Genomic DNA, 14,106 nt, shown 5'->3' with positions numbered 1-14,106 from the left:
GTTCAGGGTGTTGGGCGGTGCAGATAGCGCCGCCTCTGACAGGAACATGTCAGTAGTGACCGGCACGGGACGCCAGGGCGTTTGCCCATGGGTCCGTTGTTCATCAACGCTGCCGGTATGATCCGACGATGCACCGGCGCAGGCGAGACGCGGTAGATCGATCCGCCGCGATCATTGCCTGATCCTCCAGTGATGGGGCCAAGCCATCGCAAAACCCTGGTGCTTCCTTATATGAAAGTCCGAAGCCGAGGCGGCTCCCGTCGTTGGTGAAGGAGGATTCTCGCATGCGTCAGGTCGAGGAACTCGCCGCGCTGATCGAGCGCTTCGCGCCGACCGACGGTGTTCACATGACGCCGATCCCGCGGTTGAAGGTGGTCCGCCTCTCGCAGCCGAGCGAGCCGATGCATGGCCTGCACGAGCCGGCGCTCTGCGTCATCGCCCAAGGCGCCAAGCAGGTGATCCTGGGTGACCGGATCTATCGCTACGATGCGGCGCACAGTCTCGTCGTCTCGCTCGATCTGCCCGTCATTGGTCAGGTGATCGAGGCGACGCCGGACAAGCCCTATCTCTGCGTCAAGCTCGAGCTCGACCCGCTCGCCATCAGCGCGCTCATGCTGGAATCAGCGCCCCTCGCCGAGCGGGAGCTGCCGCCTGGCTCGGGTATGACAGTCAGCCCGATGACACCAGTCCTGCTCGATGCCGTGCTCCGGCTGACCAACCTGTTGGCCAATCCTGCCGACGTTCCGGTTCTCGCGCCGTTGGCCGAGCGCGAGATCCTGTACCGTCTGCTGACCGGCGAGCAGGCGGCGCGCCTGCGCCAGATCGCAGTGGCGGAGAGCAAGTTGCAGCAGGTCAATCGCGCCATCGGCTGGATCAAGCGCAACTACCGCAAGCCTTTCAGCATCGAGATCGTCGCCACCGAGGCACGGATGAGCCCCTCGGCGCTGCATCAGCATTTCAAGGCCGTGACGGCGATGAGCCCGCTGCAATACCAAAAGCAGCTGCGGCTGCAGGAAGCCCGCCGGCTGATCCTGGCTAATGCGCAGGACGCGGCCTCGGCGGGTTTCGAGGTCGGCTATGAAAGCCCCTCGCAGTTCAGCCGGGAATACAGCCGCCTGTTCGGCGCTCCGCCGCTGCGCGATGTCGCCCGTCTGCGCGGCGGCGAAGCGGTCTTCAGCGGCTGAGCGCTCGGCTTAACAGCCCTCAGAACTCCTCCCAGCCATCGTCGCCGGCGCGACCGTTGGCGACCTTTCGGGTCGGTGCAGCTGGCGCGTGTTCGCGGCGTGGCGCGGTGGCCTTGCTCTGGGCGAAGGCGGCTTCGGCAAGCTGGCGCAGCCGCTGGGGCTCGGATTCCGCCGCGGTCGGCCTGACGCCAGGCCTGGCTACGCGGGTAGCCGCCGGCCGCGCCATGGGGCCGGCAGAGACCGATCCGGCGGCCATGGCGACGCTGGCGCTGCTTCCGGTGCGGAAGCTCGCGACCAGCGTGTTGAGCTCGCCGATGCGGCCCGACAGCGCCCCGGCCGAGGCGGCGCTCTGTTCGGCCAGCGCGGCGTTGGCCTGCGTCATCTCGTCGAGATGGGCAACCGCCTGGCTCATCTCGTCGATGCCATGCGCCTGCTCGGCCGAGGCTGCCGAGATCTCCTGGATGGTGCCGGTGACCTTCTGCGAGGCCGACAGGATCTTCTCCAGCGAGTCGCCGGCCCGGCGCACCAGCTTGACCCCGGTCTCGACCTCGCTGTTCGAGGAGGAGATCAGCCCGGAAATGTCCTTGGCCGCCTCGCTCGAGCGCTGCGCCAGGGTACGGACCTCGCTGGCGACGACGGCGAAGCCCTTGCCGGCATCGCCGGCACGGGCGGCTTCCACCGCTGCGTTGAGCGCGAGCAGGTTGGTCTGGAAGGCGATGTCGTCGATCACCCGGATGATGTCGGAGATCTTCTTCGAGGCTTCCTCGATCCGGGCCATGGCCGCGACCGCCTCGCCGGCGATGGCGCCGCCATCCTGCGCCGCCTTCATCGCCTCCTCGGCGATCGCCGCCGCCTGGCGCGCGCCTTGCGCCGAGGCCTTCACCGAAGCGGCCAGCTCCTCCGTCGTCGCGGCGGTCTCCTCCAGCGAGGAGGCCTGCTCCTCGGTGCGCTTCGACAGATCGTCCGCGCCCGTGTTGATCTCACGCGCCGCCATGCCGACCTCCGACGCCGTCGACTGGATCGTCGAGACGGTCGCGGACAGGCGATCGACGGCTTCGTTGAAATCGGCACGCAGCTGTTCGTATTCCGCCGGGAAGGCATCTTCGATCCGGCAGGTCAGGTCCGCCTGGGCGAGGCGCTCCAGCCCGGAGGCGAGGGTGCGGACGATCGCCTCCTGCTGTCGTGCATGGTCGCGCTGCTGCTCTGCCGCGCGCTCACGCTCTACCTGGTTGCTGCGGCGCTCGGTATCGCTGCGTTCCGATTGCTCTGCCGCTTCGGTCTCCAGCCGCGCCTTCTCGATTGCTGCCTGGCGCAGGATGGCGACCGCATCGGCCATGGCCGCGACCTCGTCGCCGCTGCGCAGCTTAGGCGGTTCGCTGGCAAGATCGCCGGCTGCGAGCTTCAGCATCGTTTCCTTGAGCTGGCCGAGAGGCCTCAACATCCGGCGCGTCAGCCAGAACAGCAGTGCTCCGCCGATCGCAGCGATCGCAAGGCCCGCGGCGATGTTGTTGCGGATCATCTCGTCGATGACGGTGAGGAAGTCCGATTGCTTGATCCCGACATAGAGAATGCCGATCACCGCATTGTTCGATTTCTGGACGATTGGCTCGTAGATGGTGAAATAGGGAATGCCGAGGATATCGGCGGCGCCGGAATAGGTCCTGCGATCCTTGAAGACGGCATCATGGGCCGGGCCCTGCGCCAGCTTGGTGCCGACCGCACGCGAGCCGTCCGGCTTCTGCACATTCGTCGAGACGCGGGTGTCGCCCATGAACACGGTCGCCGTCCCGCCGGAGAGCGCCTTGACCTTGTCGACCGCGGCGAAGTTGCCGTTCACCAGGTCGGGGCCGAAATAGAGCTTGTCGCCATCGAGGCGCGGCTCGCCCTTGGAGGTCAGGACATCGCGCAACAGGTTGCTGTTGACGATCAGGCTGGCCTGAGCCCGTTCGCGCATCGCGCTGTCGGCCGCGCGGATCGACAGGACGACCGACGCAGCCACGGCGGCGGCGATGATGACAACCCCGAGGATGGTGAGACGGTTCGAGATGGGTAGCCAGAGCGAGGCGAGCTTCTTCACGGGCGGCTCCTTGAGGGGGCCGAGACCGGCCAGCACTTAAGAACCCGTCCAAACTGGTAAATTTCGTTTTAAAAGATGCCGAATTCGGCTGAAAACCGTTTATTTTAACGGGGATTCGTCCCATTCAGTACGAAGTTCACCACGATATACGTGTGCTTCGCATGGCGTTCTTCTAAAGGTTGAAGACGCGATGCGGGACGAATTCGCCCTGTGCGATCGAGCCGGTGGCGATCAAGACGCCGCCACTCACGGCATAGACCGCCTCGGCTTCCAGCGGCGCGTCGCGGCCGCGCAGCAGCACGCTCTGGCCGCGCTTGAGCCTGAGCGCGGCATCGCGATGCACAGTGATCTCGGGGATCAGCGCCAGCGCGGCCGAGACCGGTAGAAGCGCCTCTGTGGCGTTGCCGCCATCGCGCAGCGCCTCGACGGTCGCTGCATCCGCCACCGCGAACGGCCCGACACGGGTCCGGCGCAAATGCGCGACATGGCCGAGGCAGCCGAGCGCCAGGCCGAGGTCGCGGGCGATCGCGCGGACATAGGTGCCCTTGCCGCATTCGGCCTCGAAGGTCGTGGTTGGGCCATCGTGCCGGACGATGCGCAGCGCGGTGATCTCGACCGGGCGGGCCTGCAGCGTCACCTCCTCGCCGTCGCGGGCGAGGTCGTAGGCGCGCTCACCGGCGATCTTGATCGCCGAGAACTTTGGGGGCACCTGCTGGATCGTCCCGGTGAAGCGCGGCAGCAGGGCCGCGATCGCCGCCTCATCAGGACGCTGCTCCGAAGTCGCGACGACCTTGCCCTCGGTATCGTCGGTGTCAGTCTGCGAGCCCCAGGCGACGGTGAATTCATAGGCCTTGCGACCATCCATCACGAAGGGGACCGTCTTCGTCGCCTCGCCGAGCGCGATCGGCAGCAGCCCCGACGCCAGCGGATCGAGCGTGCCGGCATGGCCGGCCTTCTTGGCGCAGAAGGCGCGCTTCACCACGGCGACGGCATGGGTCGAGGTCATGCCGACCGGCTTGTCGAGCACCACCCAGCCATGCACGTCGCGCTTCTTCGGGCGCGGCGGTCGGCCGCCATCGGTCTCCGCCGGGCGGTTCTCGTCAGTCGTCATCATCGTGCTTGTCTTGTTGGTCCGGCTGGTCCTGATCGATGCGCAGCGGCTGTTTCAGGATGTCTTGGCGCACCTTGTCCGAATAGAGCAGCGCATCGATGCGCTCGGCCTCAGCGAAGCTCTCATCCCGCAGGAAGCGGACGTTCGGCGCGTATTTCAGGTTCACGCGATGGGCGATTTCGCCGCGGATGTAGCGCGTATGGGAGGCCAGCGCCTTCAACACCGGCGCGACGTCCTGGCCGCCAAGCGGCATGATGTAGCAGGTCGCGAGCTTGAGATCGGGCGAGAGCCGGACCTCAGGGACGGTGATGACGTGCTTGGCCAGCACATCGTCATGGATGTCGCCGCGCGCCAGCATCTCGGCGAGCGCATGCCGGATCAGTTCGCCGACGCGCAATTGCCGCTGCGAGGGCCCGGAGCCCTGTGTGTTTGGTTTTTTTGCCATGGTTCTCGTTCTCCGGGATCGGACCGGACGGACGGGTTTGAAACGTCATGGCCGGGCGAAAGCCCGGCCATCTGGACTATCCGGGAGCAAGCGAGCCGATCAGAGGGTCCGCTTGATCTCCTCGACGCGATAGCACTCGATTACGTCGCCGGCGCGCATATCCTGATAGTTCTCGAAGGACATGCCGCACTCCTGGCCGGCCACAACTTCCTTGGCGTCGTCCTTGAAGCGCTTGAGCTGGGCGAGCTTGCCCTCGTGAACCACGACGTTGTCGCGGATCAGGCGGACATTGGCGCCGCGCTCGATCGTGCCGTCGGTGACGCGGCAGCCGGCGATCTTGCCGACCTTCGAGACGTTGAAGATCTCGAGGATCTGGGCATTGCCGAGCATGGTCTCGCGCAGCGTCGGGGCCAGCAGGCCCGACATCGCCGCCTTAACGTCATCCACGAGGTTGTAGATGATGTTGTAGTAGCGGATCTCGACGCCGGCCCGTTCGGCCGCCTCGCGCGCTTCCTTGTGGGCACGCACGTTGAAGCCGATCACGGCGGCGCCCGAAGCCTGCGCGAGCGTGACATCGGATTCGGTGATGCCGCCGACGCCGGACGAGAGCACGCGAGCGCGGACCTCGTCATTGCCGACCTTTTCGAGCGTGCCGACGATAGCCTCGACCGAACCCTGCACGTCGCCCTTGACGACGAGCGGGAATTCCTTGCGGCCAGCGCCTTCCTTGAGGTCGCGCATCATCTCGGCGAGCGAGCGGCCGGCGCCCGATCCGCCGCCGCGTGCGGCGATACGGTCGCGCTTCTGGCGTTCACGGTAATCGGTGATCTCGCGGGCCCGCGCCTCGGACTCGACAACCGCGACGCGGTCACCGGCCTCCGGCGTGCCGTTGAAGCCGAGCACCTCGACCGGGAGCGATGGCGACGCTTCCTTGATCTGGGCACCGGTATCGCCGATGAGCGCGCGGACGCGGCCCCATTCCGAGCCGGCGACGATGATGTCGCCGGTGCGCAATGTACCGCGCTGGACCAGCACGGTCGCGACCGGGCCACGGCCGCGGTCGAGCTTGGCCTCGATCACGGTACCTTCGGCGGCGCGCTCTGGATTGGCCTTCAGGTCGAGCAGCTCGGCCTGAAGGGCGATCGCCTCGAGCAGCTTGTCGAGGTTCTTGCCGGTCTTGGCCGAGACCTCGATTTCCAGCGTCTCGCCGCCGAGCGTCTCGACCTGGATCTCGTATTGCAGCAGCTCGGAACGCACGCGATCCGGGTTGGCGTCCGCCTTGTCGATCTTGTTGATCGCCACGATCAGCGGCACCTTGGCCGCCTTGGCGTGGTTGATGGCCTCGACCGTCTGCGGCATGACGCCGTCATCGGCCGCGACGACGAGCACTACGACGTCCGTCACCTTGGCGCCGCGGGCGCGCATCGCCGTGAAGGCGGCGTGGCCGGGCGTGTCGATGAAGGTCACCTTCGCGCCGTTCGGCGTCGTCACCTGATAGGCGCCGATATGCTGGGTGATGCCGCCGGCTTCGCCGGTCACGACATGGGTCTGCCGGATCGCGTCGAGCAGCGAAGTCTTGCCGTGGTCGACATGGCCCATGATGGTCACGACCGGCGGGCGCGAAACCAGGGTCTCGTCGGTGTCCGGCGTGTCGAACAGGCCTTCCTCGACGTCGGATTCGGCGACGCGCTTGACGGTGTGGCCCATTTCCTCGGCCACGAGCTGGGCGGTGTCGGCGTCGATCACGTCGGTGATCTTGTGCATCGCGCCCTGCTTCATCAGCAGGCGGATGACGTCGACGCCCCGCTCGGTCATGCGGTTGGCGAGTTCCTGGATGGTGATCGTCTCCGGGATGATCACCTCACGCATCACGCGTTCCTTGGCGACGTCCGAAGCGCGATGACCCGTCATGCGCTGCACGCGGCGGCGGAAGGAAGCGAGCGAGCGGGTCCGCTCGTCGTCTCCGCCAGTCGCGGTCGACAGCGTCAGGCGGCCGCGCGGCTTCTCGCCGACCTTGGGCGTCTTGGGCGCAGGGGCCGGCGCGCCTCGGGGTGCGCCGGGAGCTCCACCCGGGCGGCGGAAGGCGGGACGCGCCTCGCCATCATCGGGGCGGCTGCGCGGAGCGCCAGCGGATGGCGCCTGCCGGACCGGCCGGGCGACGACCGGCTCGGCGGGCGCGCTCGCATCGGGGCGCGGCGGACGCGGCGAATCCGGCCGCGGCGGCCGGAAATCCAGACGCGGCGGACGGGCGCCGACATCGCGTGCCGGCGGGCGCGGCCCACCGAATTCGCGCGGCTCCCGTGGTCCAGAAGGAGCGGGGCGCGGTGTCTGCGTGTAGGTCGAGGCCGGGGGAGCGCTGGCAGGTACTGCTGCATCGCGCACCGGCGCGGGCCGCGGCGGCGCAGCCTCCTCGCTCATGCGCTGGCGGGCCGCGCTCTCGGCCCGGCGCTTGTGCTCGTCCTCCTGCCGGCGGCGGTCTTCTTCCTCGCGCTGGCGGGCCTGGGCGGCCTCGCGCTCGGCGCGCTCACGCTGTTCGCGGGCGGCGCGCTGGCGCGCTTCCTCCTCGGCGTGGGAGCGGGCTTCGGCCTCGCTGGCGCGTGCATCGGAGAGGGCGCGCTGGCGCGCATCCTTCTCGTCGTCGGAGAGCGTGCGCAGCAGCATGCCGCTGGCCGGCCGGTTGACCTGCGGCGGCGCCTGAGGCGGTTGCGGCCGCGGTGGTGTCGGAGCCTGAGGCGGCTGGGGGGCGCGCGCTACGGGAGCCGGAGCCGGCTCGTGGCCGGCGACGCGGCGCTTGACCTCGACGACGACCTGCTTCGAGCGCCCATGCGAGAAGCTCTGTCGGACAGTGCTCTGTTCGACAGGCCGCTTCAGCGACAACGTCTTGGGAGGCGTCACGCTCAAGGTCTTGTCGCCGGGGGTCTTGGTATCACTCATTCCGCTTTCGGTCCTGCCGGTTCGGTCTTCGTCTGGTCACGCGCGTCGGATTCAGTCGGGTCGATAAACGCCGTTTCGCCAGCATCGTTCGTCCGAAAACGGACGAGCCGACGCCAGCGCGCGAGGAAACCCTCAGTCGCCGGACCCGGAGCAAGCGCTGCATGTATCACATGCTCACGCCCGAGCGCCAGTTCCAGTTCAGCCGAGGCGAAAATCGCCACGACCGGTATGTCTTTCGGCGTCGCCGCCCGCCGGAGCGCCTGGCCGATCTTGCGCCTGCCGTCCTCTGCACCGTCGCTAGCGGCGATCACCGCAGCGGGGCGTCCGGCTCCTGCCTGCGCCTCGACCTTGGCGAAGCCGGTCGAGACCAGCCCTGCCTTGTTCGCCATGGCAAGCGCCTGGATCGCATCCCTGACCAGCAGGGCGTCGACCTCGGCCGCGAGATCAGGCGACACCGTCACCTTCGTCTTCAGCGAGCGCTCGAAGGCGCGCCGCTTGACCGCTTCGCCGACCGCAGCAGCACTGAGCGAGACCCAGACGCCGCGCCCCGGCAATTTGCGCCTGATGTCCGGCACCAGCGCGTCGCCGGGGCCGACCACGAAGCGGATCAAATCCTCCGGCGCCCGTGCCTGCCGCGTCAGCGCGCAGGTCCGTTCCGGACCTTCGCGCAGGCCGCGCCGGTTCATCTCGATGTCGCTCCGGCTCAGGCCTGCGACTCCTCGGTCTCGGTTTCGGTCTCAGCCTCGGGCTCTGGCGCCTCGATCCAGCCCGCCTTGACGCGCGCCGCCATCACAATCGCCTCGGCCTCCTGCCGAGACAGGTCGAAACCGTCGAGATAGCCGGAATGACGGGTGGACTCGCCATCCTTGCGCTCGGTCCAGCCGACGAGGTCATCGGTGGCGCAGCCGGCGAGGTCCTCTACGTTCTTCACGTCGTTCTCGCCGAGCGCGACCATCATCGCCGTGGTGATGCCTTCGACCTCGCGCAGCTCGTCCGCGACACCCAGCGCCTTGCGCTTGTCGTCGAACTCGGCCTCGATCGCAGCGAGATACTCCTGAGCACGGCTCTGGATTTCCCCAGCGGTGTCCTCGTCGAAGCCCTCGATCGAGGACAATTCGGTCGGCTCGACATAGGCGACCTCCTCGACCGAGCGGAAGCCTTCCGAAGCGAGCAGCTGGCCGACCGTCTCGTCGACGTTGAGTGCGTTCATGAACAGCTCGGTGCGCTGCACGAATTCCTTCTGGCGGCGTTCCGATTCCTCGGCTTCGGTCAGGATGTCGATGTCCCAGCCGGTGAGCTGCGAAGCGAGTCGAACATTCTGACCGCGGCGGCCGATGGCGAGCGAGAGCTGCTCGTCCGGCACCACGACCTCGATCTTGTCGGCTTCCTCGTCCAGCACCACCTTCGCGACTTCTGCCGGCTGCAATGCGTTGACGACGAAGGTCGCGACATCGGGCGACCACGGGATGATGTCGATCTTCTCGCCCTGCAGCTCGCCGACCACGGCCTGCACGCGCGAGCCGCGCATGCCGACGCAGGCGCCGACCGGATCGATCGAGGAATCGCGCGAGATCACCGCGATCTTGGCGCGCGAGCCCGGATCGCGGGCGACGGCCTTGATCTCGACGATGCCGTCATAAATCTCCGGCACTTCCTGGCCGAACAGCTTCGACATGAACTGCGGATGCGTGCGTGACAGGAAGATCTGCGGCCCGCGCGGCTCGCGGCGAACATCGTAGACATAGGCGCGAGCCCGGTCGCCGACCTTGAAGGTCTCGCGCGGAATCATCTCGTCGCGGCGGATGATCGCCTCGCCGCGGCCAAGATCGACGAAGACATTGCCGTATTCGACGCGCTTGACGGCGCCGTTGACGATCTCGCCGATGCGATCCTTATACTCGTCATACTGCCGGTCGCGCTCGGCCTCGCGCACCTTCTGCACGATGACCTGCTTGGCCGACTGGGCGGCGATGCGGCCGAAATCGAAGGGCGGCAGCGGATCGGCGATCACGTCGCCGACCTGAGCGGCCGGGTTGTGGCGCTTGGCCTCGTCGACCGTGATCTCGACGGCGCCGTTCTCGACGAGATCGACGACCTGGAGATGGCGGGCCAGCCGGAGCTCGCCCGATTTCGAATTGATCTCGGCATGGACGTCGGTCTCGGCGCCGTAGCGCGAGCGCGCCGCCTTGGCGATCGCGTCCTGCATCGCGTCGATCACGATCTGGCGGTCGATCGACTTCTCGCGGGCGACGGCATCGGCGATCTGCAACAGCTCGAGCCGGTTGGCGCTAACAGCCATGGCGCTCACTCCTCTTCCTGTGTGTTCTGCACTGGCCCCTTGCGGCCCTTGCCCGGTTTGCGGGCCTTGGGGTCGCGGGGGCCCAGCGACTTGCCGCGCCCGGGCGCGGGCTGGGCGATTTCGTCGGCGGGCGGCATTTGCGGCGCCAGGCCGGATTTGCCGCGTCTGAGCGACTCGGTGACGAGCGCATCGGTCAGTACCAGCCGCGCCTCGAGGATCAGCCGCATCGGGATCGCGACATCGCGTTCCTCTTCCGTCTTGGCATCGTCGCGCGTCAGCAATGCGTCGGTGCCGCTTGCCCCCCGAAGAATGCCGCGGAAACGCTTGCGGCCGGCATGAGGCTCGCTGGTCTCGATCTTGGCCAGATGGCCGGCCCAGCGCTCGAAGTCGCCCGGCCTGACCAACGGGCGATCGATGCCCGGCGACGACACCTCCAGATGATACGCCGCCTGGATCGGATCGTCGACGTCCAGCGCCGGCGAAACCGCCTGGCTCACCGCCTCGCAACCTTCGACGGTCATGGTGCCGTCGGGCTTTTCGGCCATGATCTGGACAGTGCAGCCATTCTGGGCGGTGATGCGCACGCGCACCAGCCGGTAGCCGAGATCCGCGATCGCTGGCTCGATGATCGCGGCAACGCGCGCGGCGACGCCGCTCTCGACGACGATCCGCGCTTCCTGATCCTGGCTGTTCTGCTCGCCCATCCGTATGGCTCGCCCATCTCCCGCGGCGCGCGCGTTCTCTACCAAAAGTTTAGAGGCGGATTCACCAACGAGGTTGTTCCAACCTGATTGGATCCGGCTCCAGGCTCGTGGAAGGGTTCGGCCAATAAAAAAGAGCGGGCCGGTGGGCCCGCTCTTGATCGCCGGCTTACACCGAAACCAGAGCTGTTGGCCGCTATCTAGTCCTGTTTCGATGATCTTGCAAGCGTCTCCGCGATTGCGGCGATCCCGCTAACCCACTGGTCATTCTTCGCTGTTACGACATGGGGATGGTGTGTCGCGAGGTTGCGTGATGAGTCCTGTCGGTACGTTGCTGCGCGATCTTGAGACGACGATGGCGCGGGGCTCGAACAGCGAGCGCGCCGCGATCCTGGCGCGGCTGACCGATCTCTTCCTCAGCACGGCCCAAAATATGGGCGAGGATCAGGTCGGCGTCTTCGATGTGGTCATCGGCCGCCTCGCGCGTGCGATTGAGATCAGGGCGCGCATCGAACTGGCGGAGCGGCTGGCGCCCGTCCCCAACGCGCCGAGCGGCGTCGTCCGCCAGCTCGCCCTCGACGAGATCGCGGTCGCCCGACCGGTTCTCGTCGGCTCGCCTCGTCTCAGTGACCATGATCTCGTCGCCGTCGCGGCGGCGAAAGGGCGCGATCACATGCTTGCCATCACCGAGCGTCCCGATCTCGGCGAGCCGGTCACCGATTTCCTGATCCTGCGGGGCGGCCGTGTCGTGACGCATGCCGTCGCTGCCAACCAGACCGCCCGCTTCTCGCGGCACGGCATGGGCGTCCTGGTCATGCGGGCCTCCCAGGACGATGCCCTGCAGGCGACGCTCGGCGCCCGCGTCGACATTCCGGCCGATCTCGCCGAACAGCTGATGGCTGCGGCCAAGAGCTCGGTCCGCCGCCGGCTCGAAGCCTCACTCGAACCGGCCCTGGCGGGTGCGGTCGCCGGCGCGGTCGAACGCGGCGCCGAGGCCGTCTCGGTCCAGGCGACCATCGGGGACGAGCTCGGCCGGTTCGGTAAAGCGCTGGCCGACGTCAAGGCCCTCGACGAGGCCGCCAAGCTCGACGAATCCGTGATCTCGCAATATGCGACGTCCGGCGCGGTGGAGCACGCCATCTGCGGCGTCGCCACTCTGGCTCGCCTGACCCTGCCGGCGACCGAGCAGATCGTGTTCGGCCCGGATCGCGACGCCGTTCTTCTGGTGGCGCGTGGCATGGGATGGTCCTGGGAGACGACCAGGGCGCTGATCGGCCTGCGCAAGGGCGATGGCAAGTCCGCGTCACTGCTTGAGCGGGCTCGTCAGAGCTTCCGCAACCTCACGCCGACGACGGCCCAGCGCGTGCTCGGCTTCCTCAGGATGCGCGACGGTGCGCAGTCAGATAGCTTGGCACCCGCCCGGCCTTGACCGCCTTGGCCTCGTAGCGCGTGCGGACCCAGCCAGGATAGGGTCGGCGCCAATTCTCGGCGCTCTCATCGACCCAATCGAAATCGGGCGAGGCGATGAGCCGCGCCAGTGTCCAGCCGACATAGTCGTCGATATCGCTGGCGAAGCGGAAGCGGCCACCCGGCCGCAGCACCCTGGCGAGCAGCGCCAGCGTCCGTTCGGAGACGAAGCGGCGCTTGCGCTGACGGCGCTTGGGCCAGGGGTCCGGATAGAGCAGATCAGCCGCGTCGATGCTTCCGGCCGGTAAGAGCGGAAGGAGCAGCGCGGCATCGCGGTCCCAGAGCCGGATGTTGCGCAGACCCTCCTGTTCGATCACGGCCAGGAACTTGGCCATGCCGTTGACGAAGGGCTCGACGCCGATGAAGCCGATCTGCGGGCTCTCCCGCATGCGCGACAGGAGATGCTCGCCGCCGCCGAAGCCGATCTCGAGTCGGACAGCCTCGACCGGAACCGGGAAAAGCGCCTTCAGGTCGAGGATCGGTCCTTCGGGCAGGCGGAGCGCCGGTAGGGCCTCGGCGATGCGCTCGGCCTGGCCCTGGCGCAGCCCCTTGCCCTTGCGCCGGCCGAAGAAGGCCCGTTCTGAATCGTGCTGGTCTGTCATGAGGACGCTTTTACGGCCTGGACGGAAAAGAAAAAGGCCGGGGCGCAGCCCCGGCCTTCACGCATGCGGTGACGACGGGATCAGGCGACAGCCTTCTTCAGCGCGTCGACCAGATCGGTCTTCTCCCAGGAGAAGCTGCCGTCGCGGCCAGCCTTGCGGCCGAAATGGCCATAGGCTGCCGACTTGGCATAGATCGGCTTGTTGAGAGCGAGATGGGTGCGGATGCCGCGCGGCGTCAGGTCCATGACGTCGCCGAGTACGCTCTCGAGCTTGGCCTCGTCGACCTTGCCGGTGCCGTGCAGATCGACATAGATCGACAGCGGCTTGGCGACGCCGATGGCGTAGGAGAGCTGGATCGTGCAGCGGTCGGCGAGCTTGGCCGCGACGACGTTCTTTGCGAGATAGCGCGCCGCGTAAGCCGCCGAGCGGTCGACCTTGGTCGGATCCTTGCCCGAGAAGGCACCGCCGCCATGCGGAGCCGCGCCACCATAGGTGTCGACGATGATCTTGCGGCCGGTCAGGCCGGCGTCGCCGTCGGGGCCGCCGATCACGAACTTGCCGGTCGGATTGACGTGCCAGACGGTCTCCTTCGAGATCCAGCCATCGGGCAGGGTCTGGCGGATATAGGGCTCGACGATCTTGCGGACGTCGGCCGAGGTCAGCTTCTCGTCGAGATGCTGGGTCGAGAGTACGATCTGCGTGACGCCGACCGGCTTGCCGTTCTCGTACTTGACGGTGACCTGGCTCTTGGCGTCGGGGCCGAGCTTGGCGGCGGCGCCTTCGCCGGCATGGCGCGCCTTGGCGAGGACCTCGAGGATCTTGTGGGCGTAGTAGATCGGAGCCGCCATCAGTTCCGGCGTCTCACGGCAGGCATAGCCGAACATGATGCCCTGGTCGCCCGCACCGACATCCTTGTTGCTGCTTTCGTCGACGCCCATGGCGATGTCGGCCGACTGCGGGTGCAGCAGCACGTCGATCTTCGCCTTCTTCCAGTGGAAGCCGTCCTGCTCGTAGCCGATCGCGCGGACCGCTTTGCGCGCCGCCGACTTCACCTTCGACTTGATCTGCTTCTCGTCGAGATGGGTGCGGACCTCACCGGCAATGACGATGCGGTTGGTGGTCGCAAGCGTCTCGGCGGCAACGCGCACCTGCGCCGGATCATGCCCCGCCTTGATCGCCTCCTTGAAGAACAGATCGACGATCTCGTCGGAAATTCGGTCACAGACCTTGTCCGGATGGCCTTCGGAGACGGATTCGCTGGTGAAGAGATAATTCTGGCGGGACAC

At 67.3% G+C, this 14,106-nt stretch carries 11 protein-coding genes; 2 read left to right on the top strand and 9 right to left on the bottom strand.

Annotated elements, in window-relative coordinates; all coding sequences use genetic code 11:
- Positions 1–284: 284 nt before the first annotated feature.
- Complete coding sequence (locus tag ACSQ24_RS27040) at positions 285–1,184, top strand: AraC family transcriptional regulator (RefSeq protein WP_436097685.1); 900 nt, start codon at positions 285–287, stop codon at positions 1,182–1,184.
- Positions 1,185–1,203: 19 nt separating this feature from the next.
- On the opposite strand, the gene ACSQ24_RS27035 is transcribed toward ACSQ24_RS27040, so the two are convergent.
- The 7 genes from ACSQ24_RS27035 to rimP all read right to left on the bottom strand — a co-directional run bounded on the left by ACSQ24_RS27035 (position 1,204) and on the right by rimP (position 10,754).
- Positions 1,204–3,261 (bottom strand): methyl-accepting chemotaxis protein, encoded by a 2,058-nt coding sequence (locus ACSQ24_RS27035; protein ID WP_436097684.1) that lies wholly within the window; start codon positions 3,259–3,261, stop codon positions 1,204–1,206.
- 172 nt (positions 3,262–3,433) lie between these two features.
- A complete protein-coding gene (truB, locus tag ACSQ24_RS27030) occupies positions 3,434–4,375 on the bottom strand; it encodes a tRNA pseudouridine(55) synthase TruB (RefSeq protein ID WP_436097683.1) in 942 nt (313 codons plus the stop codon).
- The gene (gene rbfA / locus ACSQ24_RS27025; RefSeq protein ID WP_436097682.1) at positions 4,362–4,817 is read right to left on the bottom strand and encodes a 30S ribosome-binding factor RbfA; all 456 of its coding nucleotides are present in this window, start codon (positions 4,815–4,817) and stop codon (positions 4,362–4,364) included. The genes truB and rbfA overlap by 14 nt, the downstream gene beginning before the upstream one ends.
- 99 nt (positions 4,818–4,916) lie before the next feature.
- The gene (gene infB, locus ACSQ24_RS27020; RefSeq protein ID WP_436097681.1) at positions 4,917–7,751 is read right to left on the bottom strand and encodes a translation initiation factor IF-2; all 2,835 of its coding nucleotides are present in this window, start codon (positions 7,749–7,751) and stop codon (positions 4,917–4,919) included.
- Positions 7,748–8,437, bottom strand: coding sequence for an RNA-binding protein (locus tag ACSQ24_RS27015; RefSeq protein ID WP_436097680.1), 690 nt, complete (start codon positions 8,435–8,437; stop codon positions 7,748–7,750). Before ACSQ24_RS27015 ends, infB begins: the two co-directional genes overlap by 4 nt.
- A gap of 17 nt (positions 8,438–8,454) precedes the next feature.
- Positions 8,455–10,050, bottom strand: a complete 1,596-nt coding sequence (gene nusA / locus ACSQ24_RS27010; protein ID WP_436097679.1) for a transcription termination factor NusA — start codon at positions 10,048–10,050, stop codon at positions 8,455–8,457.
- Between the two features lie 5 nt (positions 10,051–10,055).
- The gene (gene rimP, locus ACSQ24_RS27005) at positions 10,056–10,754 is read right to left on the bottom strand and encodes a ribosome maturation factor RimP (protein ID WP_436097678.1); all 699 of its coding nucleotides are present in this window, start codon (positions 10,752–10,754) and stop codon (positions 10,056–10,058) included.
- Positions 10,755–11,064: 310 nt separating this feature from the next.
- Between rimP and ACSQ24_RS27000 the strand changes: the two genes are divergently transcribed.
- Positions 11,065–12,180 carry a DUF2336 domain-containing protein gene (locus ACSQ24_RS27000; protein ID WP_436097677.1) on the top strand — a complete coding sequence of 372 codons (1,116 nt, stop codon included), beginning with the start codon at positions 11,065–11,067 and terminating at the stop codon, positions 12,178–12,180.
- On the opposite strand, the gene trmB is transcribed toward ACSQ24_RS27000, so the two are convergent.
- Both trmB and metK read right to left on the bottom strand, forming a co-directional pair.
- Positions 12,128–12,820, bottom strand: coding sequence for a tRNA (guanine(46)-N(7))-methyltransferase TrmB (gene trmB / locus ACSQ24_RS26995; protein ID WP_436097676.1), 693 nt, complete (start codon positions 12,818–12,820; stop codon positions 12,128–12,130). The genes ACSQ24_RS27000 and trmB overlap by 53 nt on opposite strands.
- Before the next feature lie 80 nt (positions 12,821–12,900).
- Positions 12,901–14,106: a methionine adenosyltransferase gene (gene metK / locus ACSQ24_RS26990; RefSeq protein WP_436097675.1), complete on the bottom strand. Its 1,206-nt coding sequence runs from the start codon at positions 14,104–14,106 to the stop codon at positions 12,901–12,903.

Origin of the sequence: Allobosea sp. LjRoot237 (assembly GCF_964253285.1) — a bacterium.
Taxonomy (GTDB): domain Bacteria; phylum Pseudomonadota; class Alphaproteobacteria; order Rhizobiales; family Beijerinckiaceae; genus Allobosea.
The sequence above is the reverse complement of the archived record's forward strand: the minus strand, read 5'-3'. Positions and strand labels throughout refer to the sequence as shown.

Excerpts from the sequence above, each read along its gene's own strand:
- ACSQ24_RS27040 (WP_436097685.1), top strand. The coding sequence starts at position 285 with ATGCGTCAGGTCGAGGAACTCGCCGCGCTGATCGAGCGCTTCGCGCCG.
- truB (WP_436097683.1), bottom strand. The coding sequence starts at position 4,375 with ATGATGACGACTGACGAGAACCGCCCGGCGGAGACCGATGGCGGCCGA.
- rbfA (WP_436097682.1), bottom strand. The coding sequence starts at position 4,817 with ATGGCAAAAAAACCAAACACACAGGGCTCCGGGCCCTCGCAGCGGCAA.
- infB (WP_436097681.1), bottom strand. The coding sequence starts at position 7,751 with ATGAGTGATACCAAGACCCCCGGCGACAAGACCTTGAGCGTGACGCCT.
- ACSQ24_RS27015 (WP_436097680.1), bottom strand. The coding sequence starts at position 8,437 with ATGAACCGGCGCGGCCTGCGCGAAGGTCCGGAACGGACCTGCGCGCTG.
- nusA (WP_436097679.1), bottom strand. The coding sequence starts at position 10,050 with ATGGCTGTTAGCGCCAACCGGCTCGAGCTGTTGCAGATCGCCGATGCC.
- rimP (WP_436097678.1), bottom strand. The coding sequence starts at position 10,754 with ATGGGCGAGCAGAACAGCCAGGATCAGGAAGCGCGGATCGTCGTCGAG.
- ACSQ24_RS27000 (WP_436097677.1), top strand. The coding sequence starts at position 11,065 with ATGAGTCCTGTCGGTACGTTGCTGCGCGATCTTGAGACGACGATGGCG.
- trmB (WP_436097676.1), bottom strand. The coding sequence starts at position 12,820 with ATGACAGACCAGCACGATTCAGAACGGGCCTTCTTCGGCCGGCGCAAG.